This is a genomic window from Gordonia sp. WA4-43, from assembly GCF_020520305.1.
Taxonomy (GTDB): domain Bacteria; phylum Actinomycetota; class Actinomycetes; order Mycobacteriales; family Mycobacteriaceae; genus Gordonia; species Gordonia hongkongensis.
This window is the reverse complement of the sequence record NZ_CP084736.1, coordinates 5,342,041-5,362,823: the sequence shown is the minus strand read 5'-3', so window position 1 is coordinate 5,362,823 and position 20,783 is coordinate 5,342,041. Positions and strand designations below refer to the sequence as shown.

The window sequence follows — 20,783 nt, the reverse complement described above, 5'->3', positions numbered from 1 at the left end:
CAGGTCGTGACACCGACACGCGGTCGGGGCGTGTCGGTGTCACGGCGCCGGGAGCGAAGCGAGCGGGCCGAATGAGCACGGCGCCGGGAGCGAAGCGAGCGGGCCGAATGAGCACGGCGCCGGGAGCAAGCGAGCGGGCCGAATGAGCACGGCGTTGTCGTGTCTTCCCTACAGCCCGTGTTCGCCCAGCCAGGCCAGCGCGACGTCGCGCGGGTCCGCACCGCCGTCGACCTCGGCCGCCATGGTGGCGAGATCGGCGGTCGTGATCTCGCCCGCCACCTTGTTCATGGCCTTCACCTGATCGCGGTTCAGCGCCGCGGAACGGAACACCGGGACCAGCACCTCCGCCCGCGGACCCGTCTCGTCCGCAGGTTCGGCAGCCGCGACACCGTCCGCGGTGTCGCCACCACCCGGTGATGTGCGGAGCGCCTGGACCTCCGACGACGCCCCGTCGGCGTCCTCGCCGGCGATCTCGAGGGGGGTCAGCAGTCCGACTGCGCCGCCGTCGGCGGCACGTCGGAGTACCTCCTCTCCCGTGGCGGTGACCTCGACCGGACCGAAGGCACAACCGGCGTCGGCGAAGGCACGCATCGTCGAGTCATCGGGTTCGGCGACGGCCACGACCGGCAGGCCCGCCGGCAGTCGGCCGCAGTCCTCGAGTCCGGTGGCCCCGACGTCCCCGGCGAGGGCCGTCGACACGAAGATCTGCGGCGCCGCCGACACCGGCGTCTCATCGCCGACCGAAACCCCCTGCGGGAGTGAGCGGTTCAGGTCGTTGTAGACGTCCTCGGCGCCGATCGCGGTAGACGACGGGGACAACAACGTCAGCAGTTCCCCGGTGAAAGCCGGGAAGAGATCGAGCGCAGCGCGGTCCATCTCGTTCAGCAGCGCCGGCGCGTCGCCGCGGAGCTGGTCACCGGACACCACCGATCCGGAATTGCGCAACGCACCCGCGTACACCTCAGCCATCACGCGCATCGCCGGGTCCTCCGACGAGCCGATCACCACCCCGCGTGGTGGAGACGACGAGTCGTCGGCGCACCCGGCGATGACCACCGCCAGGACGACGATCAGACCGGCCACCGTGATGAGACGTTTGCGGACACGACGTTCAGTCACCCCGCCACCGTATCCGCAGCACGTCCCACATCCGAACGAGGCGGGTCCCCGGGTCGGCTCACGCTCCCTCGGCAATGAATCCCATGACGGAGTCGGCGATGAGCTGCACGGCGATCGCGGCGAGGAGCAGGCCCGCGATCTTGGCGAGCAGCGTGATGCCGCCGATGCCCAGGAGGCGGATGAGCGCCGTCGAATAGCGCAGGACCAGCATCACCACCAGGTGAACGCTGACGATGGCTGCCGCGATGGCCAGATAACCACCCGATCCGGCGTCGACGCCGCTCACACCGACGATGACCGCGGCGATGGCACCCGGTCCGGCGAGCAGCGGGGTGCCGAGCGGCACCAGCGCGACGTTGACGTCGTCGGCGGCCGTGGGCTTACCGGCGTTGCCGAGGCCGGTGAGCAATTGCAGCGCCACGAGCAGCAACAACAAACCGCCGGCGCCCTGCAGCGCCGGGATCCCGATGTGGAGATAGTTCAGGATGGCTTTGCCGGCGACGGCGAACACACTGATCACCAGGAGGCTGACGAGCGGCGCCTGCCAGGCCGCGCGCCGCCGGTACTCCGGCGAGCGTTGACCGACCAGGCTGAGGAACAGCGGGATCTGGCCGGGCGGGTCCATGATGACGAGCAGCGTGATCAACGTCGTCGTGTACACCGTGACGTCGAAGGACACGTTCGGAGAGTGTACGGGGCCCGCCGGGTAGCATCGGCACTCGTGCCCTCGATCCCCCGGCCTGGTCCGCGCGGGTTGTCACCGCGCCGCGAGCGCCGCCCGCTCCCCGAGATCCGTGTCCCCGTCGCACGGGCGATCGTCGATTGCGCGGTGTACGTCGACGGCCACCGGCAACCGGGACGGGTGAGCTACACCGAGGGTCTCGCCCGGGTGCGGGCCGCCGGCGAGGGCTTCGTATGGGTCGGACTCCACGCCCCCGACGACGCTCAGATGGCCGACGTCGGCGCCACGTTCGGCCTTCACGAACTCGTCGTCGAAGACGCGGTACACGCGCACCAGCGGCCGAAGCTCGAGGTCTACGACGACACCCAGTTCCTCGTCCTGCGCACCGTGCAGTACATCGAGCACGAGACGATGGCCAAGGCGAGTGAGGTCGTCGAGACCGGCGAGATCATGGTCTTCGCCGGGCCGGACTTCGTATTGACCGTGCGCCACGGTGAGCACACCGAACTGTCGGAACTGCGCCGTCGCCTGGAGACGCACCCCGAGCGTCTGGCCCTCGGCCCGACCGCGGTGCTGCACGCCGTCGCCGACAAGGTCGTCGACAGCTACCTCGCCGTCACCGACCGGATGGACGCCGATGTCGCGGCGATCGAGGAGGTCGTGTTCGGTCGGCAGGGTCACGCACTCGACATCGATCCCGTCTATCTCCTGCGGCGCGAGGTGCTCGAACTCCGTCGTGCGGTGACACCGCTGGCGGCCCCGCTGCAGAGTCTCACGGCGAGCGGTAATCCACTGGTGCCCAAGGAGATCCGGCGCCAGTTCCGCGACGTCGCCGACCATCTCACCACCGTCATCGACCGGGTCCTCGAGTACGACGAACTGCTCACCTCCCTCCTGCAGGCCGCGGCCGCGAAGGTCGGCATCCAGCAGTCGACCGACATGCGCAAGATCTCGGCATGGGTCGCGATCGCCGCGGTGCCGACCATGGTCGCCGGGATCTACGGCATGAACTTCGACCACATGCCCGAACTGCACCAGGAGTGGGGTTATCCCGTCGTGCTGGGCTGTCTGGTGGCCCTCTGCGCGACGCTGTTCGTCGTGTTCCGCCGCAGTCACTGGTTGTGACCCGCGACTGGGATTGCCCACGCACCGGCGTGGGTAACCGGCTTCGATGACCCGCACGGACCACGCCGAGGACACAGCGCGACAACTGATCGACCGCGCCGGCCGCACCTACGCGCAGGACGCCGGCATCACGCTGAAGAACACGCCGTCACCGCTCTTCGAACTGTTGGTGCTCACCCTGCTCCTCAGTACGCGGATCTCCGCGGACATCGCGGTGGCCGCCGCGCGCGAACTGTTCACCGCCGGTTACCGGACCCCGGAGAAGATGGCCCGCGCCGACTGGCAGAAGCTGGTCGACGCGCTCGGCCGCGGCCACTACGTCCGCTACGACGAGAGCACCGCCACCCGCCTCGGCGAGGCGGCGCAGAAGGTCCTCGACGACTACCACGGCGATCTCCGTCGGCTCGCCGACGACGCCGACTCCGACCCCACCCGCGCGGCGGAACTGCTCCAGGATTTCACCGGCATCGGTCCGGTCGGGGCCGACATTTTTTTGCGTGAGGTGCAGTCGGTGTGGGAGTGGGTCGCACCGCGTTTCGACAAACGCGCGCTCGCCGCCGCGCGCGACCTCGGACTACCCGAGGACCCGGCACGGCTCGCCGATCTCGCCGACGGCCGGCCCGAGGTGCTGGCAGCGGCGCTGGTGCGTGTCTCGCTCGACAAGCAGTTGCGCGCGGAGATCGCCGGATCCGACAACCGGGCCTAGGCTGGGACGACGGTCACAACCACCCGGTGATGGTTTGTGCCGTCCCCGATCCGGTTACCCAGGAGAGCTGGCGTCCGCCGCGCACCGCGGTGCCGGACGCCCGGACCCGACAGGAGGACTCCCAGGTGTCAGCTGACCCGATGGTCGACGATCCGACGGCGCACGACACGGCCTTCCGACGCCCCCGGTTGCCGGGTGCGCGCGGACCGCTCTCGGCCCTCGTGATCGATCTCCTCCGCGGTGACCCTGCGTCCGCATCGGTCCTCGACGTGCCGGCCGACGACCCGAGGGTCGTCGATGCCGACCCCTACGGTGACGATCTGCAGCTCGCGCTGTACCTCTGCTACGAGATGCACTACGTCGGGTTCGTCGACGCCGACGCCGGTTGGGAATGGAGTCCGGCCCTGCTCACGGTCCGGGCCACGCTCGAACAGCGATTCCTCGCCGCCCTGCACCGCGACGTCCCGGCGATGGCCGCCGACGATTCCGCCGAGCACGAGATGGACGAACTGTGCATCGAGAACCCCGACGGTGACGGCGCCTCCTACCGGCTCCGCGACGCCGGGACGTGGGAGCAGTACCGGCAACTCTTCGCCCTGCGCTCGCTGTACCACCTCAAGGAGGCCGACCCACACGCCTTCGCGATCCCGCGTCTGCGCGGGCATGCCAAGGCCGCCTACGTCGCCGTCGAGTTCGACGAATTCGGCGGCGGACGCGGCGACGCCGTGCATCAGGAGCTGTTCGCCGATCTGCTCCGCGCTGCCGATCTCAGCGCCGACTACCTGGGCTACCTCGACACCGTGCCCGGCGTCGCCCTCACGCCGGTCAATCTGATGTCGCTGTTCGGGCTTCACCGGCGCTACCGGGGCGCGGCGGTCGGGCATCTGGCGGCCACCGAGATCACCTCGCCGCCCGGTTCGCAGCGCCTGCTGGCCGGTTTGGAACAGCTCGACGCCCCGGAGGCGTGCCGGCGGTTCTATCGCGAACACGTCGAGGCCGATGCGGTGCACGAGCAGATCCTGCGTACCGATGTCGTCGGTGATCTCGTCCGCACCGAGCCCGACACCGAAGCCGATGTGATCTTCGGGATCCGCGCCTTCCTGTTCGTCGAGGACGCCCTCGACCGGCATGTGCTGTCCGCATGGGACGACGGAAAGAGCGCCTTCCCGGGTATCTGATGCGGGCACGGCGCTCGTTCGGGCGGGAGCTCGTGAACCGTCAGGTCGCGCGGCGGCGCTTCTTGCGGTGGCTGGTGTCGCACAGGGGGTAGTTCTTGCTCCGACCGCACGCACACACCGCGACCATGAACCGATCCGACTGCACCCGGGCGCCGTCGGGGAGTTCGATGTCAACGGGACCGGACACCAGGACGGGTCCGCCTCGGATCACCCGCACCGCGTTCGGCTTCTTGTCCCCGCTCACCGCGACGCTCCGGCTGAGGCGGGACCACCCGGGGCGACGGCGACGATCGCGACGAGACGCTCGATGCGACGGTTGCGTTCGAGCATGCCGCACTCTTCCATCCAGCCCGCGCGTGCGGTGAGGACCGGACCGAACGGGATGACCCGCTCGGCCACCACCTCTGCGGTCAGTCCCCCGGCGCGCAGGGCGCGCAGCGAGGCTTCCTCGTCCGCGAATTCCGAGTGGACCAACACGAAAGCGCCGCCGGGTACCAGCAATTCGGGAACGCGTGCGCACAGCGGGTCGAGGACGGCCCGGCCGTCGAGTCCGGCGTCCCAGGCGTGCGACGGGCCGGCCGGGTGCAGTTCCGACTCGGACTCCGGTGGGGTCGGAACATACGGGGGGTTACAGGTGACGACGTCGTAGCGACCCTGATGGCACCGGAGATCACCGTGCGCCACCTCGATCCGGACGCCGGCGTCGGCTCCCGCGCGCCGGGCATAGGCGACCGCGTCCGCCGATGCGTCCACCGCGGTCACGTGCGACGCACCCGCCCGGGCGGCCGCGATCGCGATGGCCCCGCTGCCGGTGCAGAGATCGAGCACGCGGGCCCCCGAGACGCCGCGGGAACGAAGGGTGTCGATCAGCAACTGGGTGTCCTGCTGTGGCAGGTAGACATCGAGCTGGGGTCGCGCTGCGGTCGCTGTGGGAAGCGACGATGAGGTGATGGTCACGCCGAGCACCGCCCGTCCGTCGTGCCGATGGTCCCTGCTCCCCGTGACTCCATGCACCCTCACTTCTCAGACGGACCGTACTCAGTTGGTCAGATGTTCCCTCTGTCATACGTTCCGAAACCTCGACGCGGATGAGTCCGCCGGGAATCCGCCGACCGGTCAGGCCGGGGTTGCCGAGGCCCGATCCGGCCGCCGCACATCGATACCCGCCTCACGCCAGGCCTCGCGGAGTGCGTCGGCACCCTTCAGTCGGACCCACGCGGCCTCGTTGGCGGTGATCGGCACCGCGCGGAGCATGCTGACCGGGTCCATGGGCGTGGGCAGCTCGACCATCCCGAGTTCGTCCGCCTCGAGCAGGACCGCGGTGAACGGCGAACCGTCCCACAGGGGTTCGCCGAGGTCGACCAGCGCATCGGCGGCGATGACGAGGCCCTCGACCGCCGGCGCGGCCGCCAGCGTCGCCATGCGCTTGTGCAGACCGGGCAGCGGCGTTCCCGACGACACGCGCACGACGAGTTCGGCACGGGGGCCGCGGACCGGATCGGCGTGCAGGTCGGTGGGATCGGACATCGGGTGCCGCGCGCACCCCGACGTCACGTAGACCACCTCGCCCCGATCGCCGGCCTCGTCGGCCACGAACCGCAGGACGTCGATCGGCTCGACACCGAGGAACGTCACCGACGCACGTTGGGGGCTCGCCCCCAGCCGGTCTTCGAGAAATCGTCCGACGACCTCAGTCACGGCTTCGCTCACATCCGACAGGCTACCGACTCCGGCGCACGGGCCCGGGGTGCTCCTCTAGCCTGGAGCAATGGTCCGGGTTCTGGCGGTCGCCGACGAGGTGGTGGACTCCCTCACCTTCGGGGTGGGGATCGAGTCCCGGCCCGACCTCATCCTCGGTGCGGGTGACCTCCCGTTCGAGTACCTCGAGATCCTGTCGTCGCTGTGCGACGCGCCGTGCGTGTTCGTGCCCGGCAATCACGACCGGGACCTGCGCGGGTACCGCCGCGGCCGAACCGGGTGGACGCGCGCCGGGCTCCCCGTCGAGGACCCCGGACCGTGCGGTGCGGTCAACGCGGACGGCCGGACCGTGACGGTCGCCGGACTCCGTATCAGCGGCCTCGGCGGCAGCCGCCGCTACAACAACGGCACCAACCAGTACACCGACACCCAGCAGCGGTTGCGGTCCCTCCGGTTGCGATGCACCACCGCCCTGTCACCTCCCCGCGGTGCCGACATCCTGCTCACGCACAGCCCGGCACGCGGCGTCGGCGACCGCGACGATCTGCCCCACCGGGGTTTCGACTGCTTCCACCCGCTGGTCCGGTCGCTGCAACCGGCGCTGCTGGTCCACGGCCACGTCCATCCGTACGGCGAACGACCGGCCGATCTGCCCATCGGCTCCTCGACGACCTCGATGAACGTCGTCGGCTATTGCCAGTTCGACTTCGATCCCGCCACCCGGGAGGTCGAGATCGTGAGGCGCAGACATGGCGCGTGACACCGGATTTCCCGACGCCGACGCGGAGAACGACTTCGCCCGGATGCGACGCCAGGCCGAGCGCGCGCGGCTCGCGCAGTGGTTCATGCGTCAGCCCGCCGATGTGAACACCATCCTCCCGTTCGACGAGGTCGTCGCCGCGCTCGGACGGACCGGGGAGACCGCACTCGGACTGCAGGTCGTCGAGGTGTCCTCGATCGTCGGAAGTGTCGACCGCACCAAGGATTTCGACCGCTATTTCCGGCCCACCTCGTCGCGCGGCCGGGAGCGCTGGCAACGGCTGGCGGCCGCGCAACGCCGCGGCGAATCCGTCCCTCCGGTACAGCTGTACCGGATCGGATCGATGCACTTCGTCATCGACGGCCATCACCGCGTGTCCATCGCGATCGCGCGGAACTGGGTCACGATCGACGCCTACGTCACCCTGATCCACACGCGCATCTCCCCCGAGGGCATCACCGCGACCTCCGACCTGGTCCTCAAGGACCACCGTCGGATCTTCTTGTCACGCGTGCCGCTCGAGGGCTCCCAGGCCGAGGCCATCCGACTCAGCTTCCCGTTCGACTACGCCGAACTCGCCGAGAATGTCGAGGCGTGGGGATTCCGCCTGAGCCAGGAGATCGGCGAGTTCCTCAACCGCACCGAGACCGCCCGGCGCTGGTTCGGTGAGGAGTTCCTGCCGGTCGTGCGGATGGCGCGCCGGGCGGGCATCCGGCCCGACCTCGACAGCGACGCCGAGCTGTACATGTGGGTGGCCTGCGAACGGTATCGGCTTGTGCGCAGGCACATCTGGGACGAACACGTCTTCGACGAACTGCTCGACCACTCCCGCAGGCGCCGGCGCTGAGCCGACGCCTGCCGGGACCGGCGGGACACTAGCGGACGCGCAGGGACTGCCCCGAGCTCTGGTCGAACACCGCGATCTTCGACGCGTCGTAGAACAGCTCCGCCGAACCGCCGCGGCTCACCTTCGAGTCCGGGGACAGTCGGGCGATGAACTGGTTGCCGCCGAGATCGGTTCCGGAATCGGCGGACAACTCCGCGAGGGCGTCGCTCGACGCCCGGCTCGACCCGACGCCGAAGTAGGCGTAGATGTCGGACCCCATCGACTCGAGCACGTCGATGTTCGCGGTGAAGGTCCCGCCGTGTCCGCGGGTCGTCGAGTCGACGAGCGATGCGTCTTCGAGGTGCTCGGGCCGGATGCCGATGAGCACATCGCCGCCACTGCCGACGTCGCCGGCGCGGGAGACCACCGCACGGTGGTCGTCGAGCACGATCGTGCCGATAGCGGTCTCGATGCCCTCGCTGCCGAGGCGCCCGGACAGGAAGTTCATCGCCGGGGAGCCGATGAAACCGGCCACGAACACGTTGGTCGGATTGTTGTACAGCTCCTGCGGCGTACCGATCTGCTGCACGTACCCGTTGCGCAGCACGACGACCCGGTCACCGAGGGTCATCGCCTCGGTCTGGTCGTGGGTCACGTAGACCGTGGTGGTGCCCAGACGCTGCTGCAGCTGCGAGATCTCCGTACGCATCTGCACGCGCAGCTTCGCATCGAGGTTCGACAGCGGCTCGTCCATCAGGAACGCCTTCGGGGAGCGCACGATCGCCCGGCCCATCGCCACGCGCTGTCGCTGGCCGCCGGAGAGATTGGCCGGCTTGCGGTCGAGGTACTGCCCGAGGTCGAGGATGCGCGCTGCCTCGTCGACCTTCGCGGCCACCTGATCCTTCGGCATCTTCGCGAGAGTCAGTGGGAAGGCGATGTTCTCGCGCACCGTCATGTGCGGGTACAGCGCGTAACTCTGGAACACCATCGCGATGTCGCGGTCCTTGGGTGCGCGCTCGTTGACCCGCTCCCCGCCGATCCGCAGCTCGCCACCGGAGATGTCCTCGAGTCCGGCGATCATGTTGAGCGTAGTCGACTTCCCGCATCCCGACGGGCCCACCAGGATCACGAATTCGCCGTCGGCGATCTCGATGTCGACCCCGTGTACGGCGGTCGAGCCGTCGGGATACTGCTTGGAGACGTTGTCCAGAACGATGTCTGCCATGGGTTATCCCTTCACGGCGCCGGAGGTCAGGCCGGCCACGATTCGACGTTGGAAGAAGAGCACGAAGATGATGATGGGGATGGTGATGACCACCGCGGCGGCCGAGATCGACCCGGTCGGTTCCTCGAACTGCGAACTGCCGGTGAAGTTCGCGATCGCCACCGGCGCGGTGATCGCCCGTTCGGTCGACGTCAGCGACAGGGCCAGGAGCAGGTCGTTCCAGGCGAAGATGAACACCAGGATCGCGGCCGTCACGACGCCCGGGGCGGCGAGCGGGGCGATGACCTTGCGGAAGGCCTGCCACGGGGTGGCGCCGTCCATCTTGGCAGCCTTCTCCAGCTCCCATGGGATCTCGCGGAAGAACGCGGACAAGGTGTAGATCGCCAGCGGCAGCGCGAAGGTGATGTAGGGCAGGATCAGGCCGGGCCAGGTGTCGAACAACCCGATGGCCCGCTCGATGTTGAACAGCGGTGTCACCAGCGAGATCTGGGGGAACATCGCGATCAGCAGCGCGGCACCGATCAGGAGCTTCTTGCCCGGGAAATCCAGGCGGGCCACCGCGTAGGCCGCCATCGTCCCCAGGAGCACCGCGATCACCGTGGTGATCAGACCCACGCCGATCGAGTTGATCAGCGCCGAGGTGAAGGCGCTGGTCTCGAAGATGCTCTTGTAGTTGTCGAGGGTGAACTCACTCGGCCAGAACTTCCCGTCGGTCACGCTGCTCGCCGGCTTGAAGGACAGGCTGATGATCCACAGCAGCGGGATGAGTGCATACAGGATCACCAGGATGTTGGCGATCGACCACCAGGCCTTGGACTTTCCGCTCGCATTCAACGGCTTACCTCCCCTCGTCGTCGGAACCCGGTGCGGCGGTGCCGAACCCCTTGATGAACACGAACGCGATGATCGCGACACAGATGAAGATCAGGATCGAGATCGCCGAGCCGACGCCGAGATTGAAGGCGCCGAACAGATTGTCGTAACCCAACATCGACACCGAGTAGGTGTTGTTGGACCCGCTGGTGAGGACGTAGATGTTGTCGAACACGCGGAACGCGTCCAGTGTGCGGAACAGCAGCGCCACCAGGATCGCCGGCTTCATCAGCGGAAGGATGATGCGCCACAGTCTCGTCCACGCCCCGGCACCGTCGACCTGGGCCGCCTTGAGCAGATCGTCCGGGACGAGCGCGAGGCCGGCCAGCAGGAGCAGGGCCATGAACGGCGTCGTCTTCCAGACCTCGGCGAGGACGATGATCGCCAGCGACGGCCACTGCTCGGTGAGCGGTGCGGTGCCGTCGGGTAGCAGGTTGGCGAGATATCCGGTGCCCGGCGTCCACGCGTAGTACCAGGAGAACGCCGCCGCCACGGTGACGATGCCGTACGGGATCAGGACGACGGTGCGGATGGTGCCCCGCCCGAAGATCGTCCGGTGCATGACGAGCGCGATCGCCATGCCCAGCACGAGTTCGATGAGTACCGACACGACCGTGATGCCGACCGTGACGGCAAAGGCCGTCCACCAATAGTTGTCGGTGAGGACGGTGGCGTAGTTGGCGAACCAGACGAACTCGCGTTCCCCCGGCGCCGAGAGGCTCATCTTGTTCAGCGAGAGCCAGACCGCGTACACGATCGGGTATCCGGTGACCAAGAGCATCATCAGTGCGGCCGGCGCCACGAGCCAGAAGGCCAGCCGGCGCTCGGCGGTTTTGCCCTCGCTGCGCTTGCGCGGGGCGGCCGGCGGCGTGTCGGCCCGAGGCCGATCGATCACCGCGGTACCCCCGCCCGTCCCGGTCGCCGGCTTCGACAGCGAGGCGGGCGCGGGATCCGGAGTGGGCCGGTCGGTGTGCGACGACGCCGCGGTCACCTCGTGCCGACCTCCCGGCGGAGCGGTCCACACCTGATCGGACTGCACCGGAGGTGTGTCGCCGACGATCGGGATCGGACCGGTTTGGGGTGGGGCATCATCCGGGAGGGCGTGTCGCCCGGCGCGGAACCCCGCGTCGTCGGGGTTGCCGCCCGCGTTCTCGGCGTCGTTGCGCGGAGTGTCGTTGTCGCTCACGGGACCAGCCCTTCCCCGTCGATGGCCTTCTGGGCCGCTTCGGCGAGCTCGTCGACCAGGGCCTCCGGCTCCCAGGCGCCGACCGGGCTCAACTTGGCCTGCAGCAGCGTCGAGATTGCTTGATAGTCGGGCGATTTCGGCCGCAGAGCAGCGTGCTCGGGTTCGAGCTGCCGCTTGATCTCGTCGGCCATCGGGTACGCGAGGCGGAAATCGGCGTCGTCGTAGATGGACTCGATGACCGGCGGCGGACCCGCACTGAACGAGAACGCCTTCTGCGATGCCTCACTGGTGATGCACTCGGCGGCCTGGTAGGCGAGGTCCTGCTGTTGCGAGGTGCTCGCCACGGCGATGTTGATGCCGCCCAGGGTCGTCTTCGTGGGAAGTCCCTCGAAGCCCGGATAGGGCGCGAAGTCGAAGACCCGCCGCATCTCGCGGTTGAGCGGGACCACCTGCGCCGGGGTCGGCGGATTCGCGGTGTCCGCGTAGAGGTTCGCGTACTCGGTGAGGTCGAGGAAGGCGACACTTCCCGCCACGGCGTTCTCGCGCATCCCGGCGAAGACGAACGGCCAGTTCACCTGGTACAGGGCCTCACCGCTCTCCATGCCGAGCCGCGCGGCGCCCTCGTCGGAGTTGGTCAGCGACGGATCGGCACCGGGGGCGGTGGCGACCCGCTTCAGCGTCTCCAGTGCGCGGACCGTCGCGGCGCGGTGTTCGGGGGTGTCGTTCAGCGTGACCTTGTCGGGGTCGTCCGGGTCGACGATCTGCCCACCGGCGCTGGCGAGTACCGAGTTGAACCACACCATCAGGCCTTCGTACTGCCTGCCCTGCACCATGATGTAGGTCGGTCCGCCGTTGCGACCGCTGACGAGCGCGTCCTCGAGCATGCCGTTCCACGTCGACGCCGGGCGCCGGCGGTCGACGTCCTCGACGAGCACATCCGGTCGGTACCAGAGCAATTGGGTGTTCGTGGAGAACGGGATGGCGTAGAGCCGTTCCCGCTCGTCGTCGTCGGTCTTCCAGACGGCGGTGTCGAGCGGACCACCCAGGGTGCGCGCCGACACCTCGGCGGCCATGGCGTCGGGCACCGGCACCATCCAACCCGCGTCGGCGAATTCGGCCGTCCACACCACGTCCATGCCCATCAGGTCCAGCCCGCTGTCGTTGCCCGCGAGGCGCCGTGCAAGCTGCAAACGCTGATCGTCGGCGCCCTTGGGCAACGGGGTGGTCACGACCTTGTACGCACCACCGGAATCGGCCGAGCACTTGTCGCCGATCTCGGCGAAGGTGTCCGCGCCGTCGGCCGGCGGATAGAAATTGAGTACGCCCGCTTCATATCCCGAGCCACATGCGGACAGCACGGGCAGCATGGCCACCGCTGCCACCGCCGCGGCGAGGACCTTTCGTCTCACGCGCCTGGTAGATCCGTCGGTGCTGATGGATCCGTCCGTGCTGACCCTGCTCCGCACGCAGCCTCCTCGATGTCGTACGCGGCGCCGCAGCGGTGCTCCGCCGTGAGCGTCCGAAGAGCAACGCTATACGTGAGGATTCGTGACATGCAACACATTCGGCATGGGCGTGCCATTCCGCGGGCGATTGTGATCGCTCCGTGTCCGACCGCGGGAGGCGACGTCAGAAGGTGAGACGGGCGAGCATGTCGCGCGCCTTCTCTGCGCTTTTCGGGTCGCACAGCACGTCATAGCGGCCGGCGACCAGCTGCATGGTCGACGCGAAATCCCGCTGGCCCCGGGTCGCCGCGTACGGAATGGTCGCGGAGATCACACCGAAGACCATGCCGCCGACGATGCCCACCAGGATGGGCGCAATGGGCGAGCCGGCGAAGACGAGCGCCACCAGACAGCCGAAGAAGAAGCCGAGCCAGGCACCCGAGACCAACCCGCCGCCGATCACCTTGCCCCACGTCAGCCGGCCGATGACCCGCTCGACCTGCATCAGATCGACGCCCACGATGGTGACGTCCTGGACGGTGAAGTTCTCGTCGGAGAGGAAGTCCACCGCGCGCTGGGCCTCGGCGTAGGTTCCGTACGAACCGATCGGCCAGCCCTTGGGCGGGGTGGGGAGTCCCGGCGTCTCGCGGCTCGGGCGCATGGGATTGGTCATATCGGGGCCTTCCCTGTTGTCAGACTCCAGTGCTGAACGTCGCGGTGAGACCCGACAGTGGGACTGGTCTCCCACCGGTGGGCGTTCGTGTCTGCCGTCGGCCTCCGCTGCACCGATGGCACTACCCTTACTCCCATGTCGTCGGTGAGCAAGGTGTTCGTGGCCAGATTAGTCGGGTTGGCCGTCCTTGGTCCCGACGGCGAGTCCATCGGACGCGTCCGCGACGTGGTGATCTCGATCCGCATGTCCGGGCAGCAACCGCGCGTCCTCGGCCTCGCGGTCGAATTGACCACTCGGCGTAGGATTTTCGTGCCGATGCTGCGGGTGACCGCGATCGAGCCCCAGGCCGTGGCCCTCAACACCGGCACCGTGAGCCTCCGCCGACTCCACCTGCGCCCCGGCGAGGCACTCGCCATCGGACAGGTCCTCGACACCCACGTCCGGGTCGTCGATCCGGATCTCCCCGAGCTCGCCGACGCCGACGTGACGGTGATCGACCTCGGGATCGAGAAGACCCGGACCCGCGATTGGGTCGTCTCCCGCGTCGCGATCCGGGCGGGACGTCGCGGCCTGCGCCGGCGCCACGAGACACAGGTCGTGGAGTGGTCCAGCGTGCAGGGCATCACCCAGAGCTCGCTGAACCTGCCCGGACAAGGAGTCGCGCAGGCCCTCCTGCAGTTCGAGGGCATGCGCCCGGCCGACGTGGCCAACGCCCTGCGCGAACTGCCCGCGAAACGTCGCGACGAGATCGCAGCGGCCCTCGACGACGAACGGCTCGCCGACGTGCTGCAGGAGTTGCCGCCCGACGACCAGAAAGAGGTGCTGGCCGCGCTCGGACGCGACCGCGCCGTCGACATCCTCGAGGCGATGGACCCCGACGACGCCGCCGACCTCCTCGGCGAACTGCCCGACACCGAGGCCGAGGCCTTCCTCGAGGAGATGGACCCCGTGGAGTCCGAGCCCCTCCGCCGACTCCTGCTGCACTCCCCCGACACCGCGGGCGGCGTGATGACCTCGGAGCCGATCGTGGTCACCGCATCGACCACCATCGCCGAGGCCCTCGCCCGGGTCCGCAACCCCGACCTGACGCCGGCCGCGGCGAGTCTGGTGTTCGTCGTCCGCCCGCCCACCTCGACGCCGACCGGCAAGTATCTCGGATGCGTGCATCTGCAGGCCCTGCTCCGGGAACCGCCCGCGCACCTGGTCGGCGGCATCCTGGACACCGACCTCGCCCAACTCCATCCCGAGGACTCCCTGGAGACGATGACGAGATATTTCGCGACCTACAACCTGGTCTGCGGCCCCGTCGTGGACGAGGCCGGCCACCTCCTCGGCGCGGTGAGCGTCGACGACCTGCTCGACGAGATCCTGCCGCGCGACTGGCGTGAGACCGAACCCGAGGACGTCGTCGAGGCCGACGGGTACGGCGTCGGGAGCGGCCCGGAACCGGCATCGGGCGGCCCCCAGGTGCGGATCCGATGAGCGAACCGGGACGCAAGCTCGACACCCCCAGCACCCGCCGCACGATCTCGTTCAATCTCGACTCCGACGTCGTCGGGATGTACAGCGAGCGGATCGCCCGGTTCCTGGGCACCGGACGATATCTGGCGATCCAGACGGTCATCGTCATCGTGTGGATCGTGCTGAACCTGGTCGCGGTGTCGATCCAGTGGGACCCGTACCCGTTCATCCTGCTGAACCTCGCGTTCTCCACGCAGGCGGCGTACGCGGCGCCGCTGATCCTGCTGGCCCAGAACCGGCAGGAGAACCGCGACCGGGTGTCGCTGGAAGAGGACCGGATGCGGTCCGCCCAGACGAAGGCCGACACCGAGTTCCTGGCCCGGGAGCTCGCCGCGGTCCGTCTCGCGGTGGGCGACACCGTCACGCGCGACTACCTGCGCAAAGAACTCGACGACCTGCTCGACGAACTCACCGAACGGCTCGGCGCCCCCGCCGGCGACGAATCCGGCCGCCGCGGTTCCAAGGATCACTGACACCAAAAGCCGGGTTCGTGTCTGGGACGTCAGACCCATATGTATGGTGGGTCACAGTTCGGACCGGATTTCGGCGTCTGTCACGACGCGACGAGATCCTCCGACACATCCATGAGAGCGGCTCTGGACCTGGGCCGCGGGTGGGCATCGCCGCGTTCTCGGGGGCAGAAGTGTGTGTTGACAACGGAGTGAACAGGACCGGGCAGCGGCCCGGGGCCGCACGATGTGCAGGAGGCCTCCGGTGAGGCCCCTCGACCTCGTCCGCCGTCGCCGTGGTCCGCGCCGTCCGTCCTCGTTCCCACGACGCGCCGCGACGCTGGTCGTCGGCGGCGGTCTGGTCGGTGCGCTGGTCCTGGGGACCGCGACGTCGAGCGCCTCCGGCGGCAACGTCGCGTCGGCCGTCGTCGAGCCCGATGCCCCCGTGATGGTGGCCGAACTCGTCGCGGGTTCGCCGGGCACACTCCTTGGCTTCGCGCCGCCGCCGGAGAAGCCCGCGACCGCGCTGCCGGCGCCGCAGTTCCGGCTCGCGAGCGACCTCCCCTCGGGCCCACTGGGGATCCCGGGCGTCGTACTCCAGGCCTACAAGCTGGCCGCCAATCGCGTCGCCGCCGAGAGCGCGGCCTGCAAGCTGCCGTGGTTCCTGCTGGCCGGCATCGGACGCATCGAGTCCAATCATGCGAGCAACGGCTCGGTCGATCAGTACGGCACGACGATCAACCCGATCGCCGGGCCGGTCCTCGACGGCTCGCTGGCCGGCAACGCGGTCATCAAGGACACCGACGGCGGACGCATCGACGGCGACGCCGGACACGACCGGGCGATGGGCCCGATGCAGTTCATCCCGAGCACGTGGGCAGCGTGGGGCTCCGACGCCAACGGCGACGGGAAACCCGACCCCAACAACATCTTCGACGCCACGTACTCGGCCGGCCGGTACCTCTGCGCCGGCGTCACCGACATCATGAACGAGCGCACTCGCGTGTCGGCGGTGCTGCGGTACAACCGCTCGATGGAGTATGTCGCCAACGTCCTCGGCTGGGCCGGGGCCTACGCGACGGGCGTGATGCCGACCGACCCCATCCCGGAGATGAAGCGCAAGCCGTCGAGCAGCTCGAGCTCGTCCAAAAAGCCCAGCCGGCCGGAGTCCGGGTCGTCCTCGTCGTCGTCCTCCTCCACCAAGCGCCGGCCGAGCCCTCCGCCGCCGCCGTGCATCATCGTCTGCCTGCCGTCGATCCCGCCGCTGTTCCCGGGCCAGCCCGCTCCCCCGCCCACCAAGAGGGAGGCCCCGGCGGTACAACAGGCACCGGCGGGGAACGCCGGCCCGAACAGGCCGGGAGGGGCGAGCACCCCGGTTCCCGTCCGCTGACGGCGCCACCGGAGGACCTGCGCCCGGAACCGTCGGCGCCGCCGGTAGTCTGGGCCAGATGACAACAGGAGTCGCGCCCACGGAATCGGCAGTTCGCGCCGCTCTGGGCAAGGTCAAGGATCCCGAGATCGGCAAGCCCATCACCGACATCGGGATGGTCAAATCTGTCACGATCAACGACGACGCGAGCGTCGATGTCGGGGTGTACCTCACGACATCGGGGTGCCCGATGCGCACCGAGATCTCGCAGCGGGTGGAAACGGCCGTCGCCGACGTCCCGGGTGTCGGCGCGATCCGCGTCGAACTCGACGTCATGGACGACGAGCAGCGCACCGAGCTGCGCAAGAAGCTCCGCGGGGACAAGGCCGAGCCGGTCATCCCGTTCGCCCAGCCCGGCTCACTGACCCGCGTCTACGCCGTCGCGTCGGGCAAGGGCGGCGTCGGCAAGTCGAGCGTGACCGTCAACCTCGCCACGGCGCTCGCCGAACGCGGGCTCACCGTCGGAGTTCTCGACGCCGACATCTACGGCCACTCGGTCCCCCGCATGCTCGGGAGCGACGCCAAACCCACGCAGGTCGAGCGCATGATCATGCCGCCCAGCAACCACGGCGTCCGCTTCATCTCGATCGGACAGTTCACCGACGGCAACACGCCGGTGACCTGGCGCGGTCCCATGCTGCACCGAGCCCTGCAGCAGTTCCTCGCGGACGTCTACTGGGGCGATCTCGACGTCTTGCTCCTCGACCTCCCGCCGGGCACCGGTGACGTCGCGATCTCGATCGCGCAGCTCATCCCGGGCGCAGAGATCCTGGTGGTGACGACACCCCAGCAGGCCGCGGCCGAGGTCGCCGAGCGCGCCGGGGCCATCGCCCTGCAGACGCGGCAGAAGATCCTCGGCGTCGTCGAGAACATGTCGTGGCTGGAACTGCCCGACGGCAGCCGCATGGAACCGTTTGGGTCCGGCGGCGGCGAGCAGGTGGCGCAACGCCTCACACGCGCGGTGGGCGCCCAGGTCGACCTGCTGGGTCAGGTACCGCTCGAGACGGCCTTACGTGAAGGCGGCGACGCCGGTGTCCCGGTGGTGCTGTCGGCACCCGAATCGGCGTCCGGTTCCGCCCTGCGCGCCATCGCGGGCAAGCTCGCGGCGCGTAAGCGCGGCCTGGCGGGTATGAGTCTGGGACTCGACACCATCCGGAATTCCTGACCGGTCAGGTCGCGTCCCAGTCGGCCGCGGCGGGACGCGACCCGGACCGCGACCGGCGGTCCGACGCCGCGGATCCCGCCGGGCCGGCGGAGTCCTGATTCCCGCTCTCCTGCTTCTCGAACGACAGGGGCGCCGACACGGGCTTGATCTCCGGCGCCGCCGGGGTGGTCTTCCGGTCGACCGTGGTGGCGCTCTCGTTCAGCCGGAACAGTGAATCATCGCCGTCGAGAAGGTGTTTCGTGACGATCGACCGCGGCGTCATACCCCGCAGTTCGTTGAGGTCGGCGAGCGGCTTGCGCAGGTCGTCGAATTCGGGACCCAGCTCGTCCTTCAGCTGATTGCTCGCACCGGTCGCGTAATCACGGACCTTCTTGGCCGACTGCATCGTCCAGGAGACGGCACCGGGGAGACGTTCGGGGCCGAGGATGACGAGTGCCGCGACCACCAGGATCGCTATCTCGCCCCATCCGATGCTGCTGAACATGTGCCTCGTCCTGACCTGTGCGGTGGTGTGGTTAGTCGCTCGCCGGAGTGATGGTACCGCTGAACGTGCGACCCGCCCGCCAGTACTGGAACGGGACCGACTCGCCGATGCTGGCGGTTCGGATCGCGACGTTCAGCTCGTCGGCGCTCTCGATCGGGCGATTGTTGAACGAGGTGATCACGTCGTTCTCGCGGATGCCCGCGCGTTCGGCGGGGCTGCCGGCGACGACGTTGCGGACCTGTGCGCCCAGCACGCGCTCGTTGCGCACCGAACTGGCGTTGACGCCGATCTGCGGGTGGTTCACGCGGCCGTCGCGGATCAGCGCCTCCGCGATGGGCTTGGCCTCGTCGATGGGAATCGCGAATCCGAGACCGATGTTGCCGCCCCCGGCGCCGAGGCGCCCGGCGGTGTTGATGCCGACCACCTGGGCTTCGCCGTTGACCAGCGGACCGCCCGAATTGCCCGGGTTGATCGCGGCATCGGTCTGGATCGCGTCGATCACCGCGTCGGTGTCGGACTCCGCGTCGGGCGTCAGCGCCACGGCACGGTCGGTCGCGCTGACGATGCCGCTGGTCACGGTTCGGTTGAGCCCCAAGGGAGATCCGAAGGCGACCACCTCTTCGCCGATCTGCAGGTCGCCCGAGCTACCGAGCACCGAGACCGTCGGGTTCTCGACATTGTCGACCTTCAGCACGGCGAGATCGGTCTTGGGATCGCGACCGACGATGCGCGCCGGAACCCGCTGACGGTCGAAGAACACGACCTCGAGTTTGGCGCTCTTGTCGTTCGCGGCCATCGAGATGACGTGGTTGTTGGTGAGGATGTAACCCTCTTTGTCGATGACGAATCCCGACCCGGTCGCGTAGGCGCCCGCCGCGCGGACGTCGATGGCGACGACCGACTTCTCCACCGCCCGGGCCACCTCGGCCACGGACGACCGCGGTCCGGCGTCGCCGCCGGTGTCCTCGGTGGACAACTCGACCGTGTCACTGGTCAGCGGCGCGGCCACCTCCGCGGTGTACTGACCCATCAGCCCGCCGACGAGCCCGATCAGCAACGCGATAACCGCGAGCGTGGCCAGGGCGACCCAGCTCAGGCGATTGCCGAGCAGGATGTCGCGGACACCGAGCTTGGGGCCGGTCTCGGTCGGGATGTCCGACGATGCGGATGCCAGCGCGGGTGCGTCGAGCCGCGCCGGGCTCTCCGGGTCGCGCCACGGGTCCTCCGGCGCCTGCGGCTGCTCGGTCTGGCCGTAGGTTGCGAGCGGATCCCGCTGCAGGGTGTCGCTCGATCCGGCCGGCCGGCCGAAGGCCTCGGCGAGCACCGGGTCCGGGGGTGCGATCTGTGGCTCGGGCGGCCGCTTGTCGCCATCCGAGGTGGCGAACGAGCCGCGCACACCCAACGGGCGGCCGAACACCTGCGCGGTGGACGGCGACACGGGCGAGTGTCGGGTCCGCGACGGCGTCAGACGTTGTGACTCGGGCCGTTCGGCGCGCCGCGCGAACTGTGCGTCACCGGTATCGGGAGAATCGGCGTCGGGGGCCACGGTCACCGGCCCCGGCGACGGAAGGCGCGGCCGCGGGCCGCGGGGATGCCGTCGGTCGGCGCATCGGGCGACACGGTCGGCCCGAACCCTGCCGGGCGGGGCGGCTCGGAGCTCAGATCGATCTCACGCGTGGGGATCTGGGAGAGCTGACCGAGGAGGGAGTCCGGGATCGACACGCGGCCGGACTCGCGGAGTCGGGTGCGGGCCAACGACTGCGCCTCGACCGCGGCGACGCACTCGGGGCACAGCGCCAGATGATGAGCGGCCCGCGCATGCGCGGACATCCCGAGCTCGCCGTCGACGAAGGCGGCAACCGCCTCGGGGGCCAGGTGCTCGGTGGGTGCGAAGCCGCGTCCGCCGGCCGTACCCGGCGCGCGGTAGCCGCGGTTGGGCAGGAACGACGAGGGAGCCGGACTCCAGGTGTTCGTATTCCACCTGGCTGGGGTCCAGGAGGACCGCCGGCGACGAAGGTTGGGAGTCGGCGGTTCGACACCGCCACTTCCGGTCGGACGCCCGCGATCGCCGTCCATCATCGTCGTTCACCCCTCTCCACGACGAAACCGCCGCACGATGAATCCTGTGTTGCCACTGGGCTCTGCTGCTGTCTGCCACGGTACCGACCGGCGGCATCCGATGCCGTCCCCCGAACGCGCGGCGTCCGCGGACTGCGGACTCCGATCGCATCGTGTCCCG

The 20,783-nt window shown here is 69.1% G+C and carries 22 protein-coding genes; 9 read left to right on the top strand and 13 right to left on the bottom strand.

Annotation, left to right across the window (positions count from 1 at the left end; translation table 11 throughout):
• Nucleotides 1-168: 168 nt before the first annotated feature.
• On the bottom strand, nt 169-1,119 hold the full coding sequence (locus LEL84_RS24405) for a glycine betaine ABC transporter substrate-binding protein (protein ID WP_226512987.1): 951 nt from the start codon (nt 1,117-1,119) through the stop codon (nt 169-171).
• Nucleotides 1,120-1,177: 58 nt separating this feature from the next.
• The gene (locus LEL84_RS24400; RefSeq protein ID WP_211538110.1) at nt 1,178-1,798 is read right to left on the bottom strand and encodes a MarC family protein; all 621 of its coding nucleotides are present in this window, start codon (nt 1,796-1,798) and stop codon (nt 1,178-1,180) included.
• Nucleotides 1,799-1,840: 42 nt separating this feature from the next.
• On the opposite strand from LEL84_RS24400, the gene LEL84_RS24395 reads away from it, so the two are divergent.
• The 3 genes from LEL84_RS24395 to LEL84_RS24385 all read left to right on the top strand — a co-directional run bounded on the left by LEL84_RS24395 (nt 1,841) and on the right by LEL84_RS24385 (nt 4,810).
• The gene (locus LEL84_RS24395) at nt 1,841-2,926 is read left to right on the top strand and encodes a magnesium and cobalt transport protein CorA (protein WP_058252770.1); all 1,086 of its coding nucleotides are present in this window, start codon (nt 1,841-1,843) and stop codon (nt 2,924-2,926) included.
• 46 nt (nt 2,927-2,972) lie between these two features.
• Nucleotides 2,973-3,632, top strand: a complete 660-nt coding sequence (locus LEL84_RS24390; RefSeq protein ID WP_226512986.1) for an endonuclease — start codon at nt 2,973-2,975, stop codon at nt 3,630-3,632.
• 140 nt (nt 3,633-3,772) lie between these two features.
• The gene (locus LEL84_RS24385) at nt 3,773-4,810 is read left to right on the top strand and encodes an iron-containing redox enzyme family protein (protein WP_226514401.1); all 1,038 of its coding nucleotides are present in this window, start codon (nt 3,773-3,775) and stop codon (nt 4,808-4,810) included.
• A gap of 40 nt (nt 4,811-4,850) precedes the next feature.
• Here LEL84_RS24385 and LEL84_RS24380 read toward each other — a convergent pair whose 3' ends face one another.
• The 3 genes from LEL84_RS24380 to LEL84_RS24370 all read right to left on the bottom strand — a co-directional run bounded on the left by LEL84_RS24380 (nt 4,851) and on the right by LEL84_RS24370 (nt 6,520).
• Nucleotides 4,851-5,054 (bottom strand): CDGSH iron-sulfur domain-containing protein, encoded by a 204-nt coding sequence (locus LEL84_RS24380; RefSeq protein WP_058252716.1) that lies wholly within the window; start codon nt 5,052-5,054, stop codon nt 4,851-4,853.
• Nucleotides 5,051-5,767 (bottom strand): HemK2/MTQ2 family protein methyltransferase, encoded by a 717-nt coding sequence (locus tag LEL84_RS24375; RefSeq protein ID WP_226512985.1) that lies wholly within the window; start codon nt 5,765-5,767, stop codon nt 5,051-5,053. The genes LEL84_RS24380 and LEL84_RS24375 overlap by 4 nt, the downstream gene beginning before the upstream one ends.
• Before the next feature lie 159 nt (nt 5,768-5,926).
• Nucleotides 5,927-6,520 carry a suppressor of fused domain protein gene (locus LEL84_RS24370; protein ID WP_226512984.1) on the bottom strand — a complete coding sequence of 198 codons (594 nt, stop codon included), beginning with the start codon at nt 6,518-6,520 and terminating at the stop codon, nt 5,927-5,929.
• A 58-nt stretch (nt 6,521-6,578) separates the two neighbouring features.
• Here LEL84_RS24370 and LEL84_RS24365 point away from each other — a divergent pair, with 58 nt between their 5' ends.
• Both LEL84_RS24365 and LEL84_RS24360 read left to right on the top strand, forming a co-directional pair.
• Nucleotides 6,579-7,268, top strand: coding sequence for a metallophosphoesterase family protein (locus LEL84_RS24365; protein WP_068969932.1), 690 nt, complete (start codon nt 6,579-6,581; stop codon nt 7,266-7,268).
• Complete coding sequence (locus LEL84_RS24360; RefSeq protein WP_226512983.1) at nt 7,258-8,115, top strand: chromosome partitioning protein ParB; 858 nt, start codon at nt 7,258-7,260, stop codon at nt 8,113-8,115. The genes LEL84_RS24365 and LEL84_RS24360 overlap by 11 nt, the downstream gene beginning before the upstream one ends.
• Before the next feature lie 28 nt (nt 8,116-8,143).
• Here LEL84_RS24360 and LEL84_RS24355 read toward each other — a convergent pair whose 3' ends face one another.
• The 5 genes from LEL84_RS24355 to LEL84_RS24335 all read right to left on the bottom strand — a co-directional run bounded on the left by LEL84_RS24355 (nt 8,144) and on the right by LEL84_RS24335 (nt 13,496).
• Entirely contained in the window at nt 8,144-9,319 is a 1,176-nt protein-coding gene (locus LEL84_RS24355) for an ABC transporter ATP-binding protein (protein WP_159370548.1), read from the bottom strand.
• Nucleotides 9,320-9,322: 3 nt separating this feature from the next.
• Nucleotides 9,323-10,153: a carbohydrate ABC transporter permease gene (locus LEL84_RS24350; protein WP_055475025.1), complete on the bottom strand. Its 831-nt coding sequence runs from the start codon at nt 10,151-10,153 to the stop codon at nt 9,323-9,325.
• Nucleotides 10,154-10,157: 4 nt separating this feature from the next.
• Nucleotides 10,158-11,378: a sugar ABC transporter permease gene (locus LEL84_RS24345; protein ID WP_082652962.1), complete on the bottom strand. Its 1,221-nt coding sequence runs from the start codon at nt 11,376-11,378 to the stop codon at nt 10,158-10,160.
• Nucleotides 11,375-12,787, bottom strand: a complete 1,413-nt coding sequence (locus tag LEL84_RS24340; RefSeq protein WP_226512982.1) for an extracellular solute-binding protein — start codon at nt 12,785-12,787, stop codon at nt 11,375-11,377. The genes LEL84_RS24345 and LEL84_RS24340 overlap by 4 nt, the downstream gene beginning before the upstream one ends.
• A gap of 220 nt (nt 12,788-13,007) precedes the next feature.
• Nucleotides 13,008-13,496, bottom strand: coding sequence for a general stress protein (locus LEL84_RS24335; protein WP_055475026.1), 489 nt, complete (start codon nt 13,494-13,496; stop codon nt 13,008-13,010).
• A 135-nt stretch (nt 13,497-13,631) separates the two neighbouring features.
• Here LEL84_RS24335 and LEL84_RS24330 point away from each other — a divergent pair, with 135 nt between their 5' ends.
• From LEL84_RS24330 to LEL84_RS24315, 4 genes are all read left to right on the top strand, one after another.
• Complete coding sequence (locus LEL84_RS24330; RefSeq protein WP_226512981.1) at nt 13,632-14,978, top strand: magnesium transporter MgtE N-terminal domain-containing protein; 1,347 nt, start codon at nt 13,632-13,634, stop codon at nt 14,976-14,978.
• A complete protein-coding gene (locus LEL84_RS24325; RefSeq protein ID WP_055475028.1) occupies nt 14,975-15,490 on the top strand; it encodes a DUF1003 domain-containing protein in 516 nt (171 codons plus the stop codon). Before LEL84_RS24330 ends, LEL84_RS24325 begins: the two co-directional genes overlap by 4 nt.
• Nucleotides 15,491-15,731: 241 nt before the next feature.
• A complete protein-coding gene (locus LEL84_RS24320; protein ID WP_226512980.1) occupies nt 15,732-16,856 on the top strand; it encodes a lytic transglycosylase domain-containing protein in 1,125 nt (374 codons plus the stop codon).
• 58 nt (nt 16,857-16,914) lie between these two features.
• On the top strand, nt 16,915-18,060 hold the full coding sequence (locus LEL84_RS24315; RefSeq protein ID WP_055475030.1) for an Mrp/NBP35 family ATP-binding protein: 1,146 nt from the start codon (nt 16,915-16,917) through the stop codon (nt 18,058-18,060).
• Between the two features lie 4 nt (nt 18,061-18,064).
• Here LEL84_RS24315 and tatB read toward each other — a convergent pair whose 3' ends face one another.
• The 3 genes from tatB to LEL84_RS24300 are packed head-to-tail and all read right to left on the bottom strand — an operon-like array spanning nt 18,065 to nt 20,623.
• The gene (gene tatB / locus LEL84_RS24310) at nt 18,065-18,544 is read right to left on the bottom strand and encodes a Sec-independent protein translocase protein TatB (RefSeq protein ID WP_058252709.1); all 480 of its coding nucleotides are present in this window, start codon (nt 18,542-18,544) and stop codon (nt 18,065-18,067) included.
• 31 nt (nt 18,545-18,575) lie between these two features.
• Complete coding sequence (locus LEL84_RS24305; RefSeq protein WP_226512979.1) at nt 18,576-20,096, bottom strand: S1C family serine protease; 1,521 nt, start codon at nt 20,094-20,096, stop codon at nt 18,576-18,578.
• Nucleotides 20,093-20,623, bottom strand: a complete 531-nt coding sequence (locus LEL84_RS24300; RefSeq protein ID WP_159370544.1) for a hypothetical protein — start codon at nt 20,621-20,623, stop codon at nt 20,093-20,095. Before LEL84_RS24300 ends, LEL84_RS24305 begins: the two co-directional genes overlap by 4 nt.
• Nucleotides 20,624-20,783: the final 160 nt, after the last annotated feature.

What these genes read in the sequence shown, in the direction of transcription:
- LEL84_RS24385 (WP_226514401.1), top strand. Translation starts at nt 3,773, where the DNA reads ATGGTCGACGATCCGACGGCGCACGACACGGCCTTCCGACGCCCCCGG.
- LEL84_RS24365 (WP_068969932.1), top strand. Translation starts at nt 6,579, where the DNA reads ATGGTCCGGGTTCTGGCGGTCGCCGACGAGGTGGTGGACTCCCTCACC.
- LEL84_RS24330 (WP_226512981.1), top strand. Translation starts at nt 13,632, where the DNA reads ATGTCGTCGGTGAGCAAGGTGTTCGTGGCCAGATTAGTCGGGTTGGCC.
- LEL84_RS24355 (WP_159370548.1), bottom strand. Translation starts at nt 9,319, where the DNA reads ATGGCAGACATCGTTCTGGACAACGTCTCCAAGCAGTATCCCGACGGC.
- LEL84_RS24390 (WP_226512986.1), top strand. Translation starts at nt 2,973, where the DNA reads ATGACCCGCACGGACCACGCCGAGGACACAGCGCGACAACTGATCGAC.
- LEL84_RS24315 (WP_055475030.1), top strand. Translation starts at nt 16,915, where the DNA reads ATGACAACAGGAGTCGCGCCCACGGAATCGGCAGTTCGCGCCGCTCTG.
- tatB (WP_058252709.1), bottom strand. Translation starts at nt 18,544, where the DNA reads ATGTTCAGCAGCATCGGATGGGGCGAGATAGCGATCCTGGTGGTCGCG.
- LEL84_RS24300 (WP_159370544.1), bottom strand. Translation starts at nt 20,623, where the DNA reads ATGATGGACGGCGATCGCGGGCGTCCGACCGGAAGTGGCGGTGTCGAA.
- LEL84_RS24360 (WP_226512983.1), top strand. Translation starts at nt 7,258, where the DNA reads ATGGCGCGTGACACCGGATTTCCCGACGCCGACGCGGAGAACGACTTC.
- LEL84_RS24325 (WP_055475028.1), top strand. Translation starts at nt 14,975, where the DNA reads ATGAGCGAACCGGGACGCAAGCTCGACACCCCCAGCACCCGCCGCACG.
- LEL84_RS24335 (WP_055475026.1), bottom strand. Translation starts at nt 13,496, where the DNA reads ATGACCAATCCCATGCGCCCGAGCCGCGAGACGCCGGGACTCCCCACC.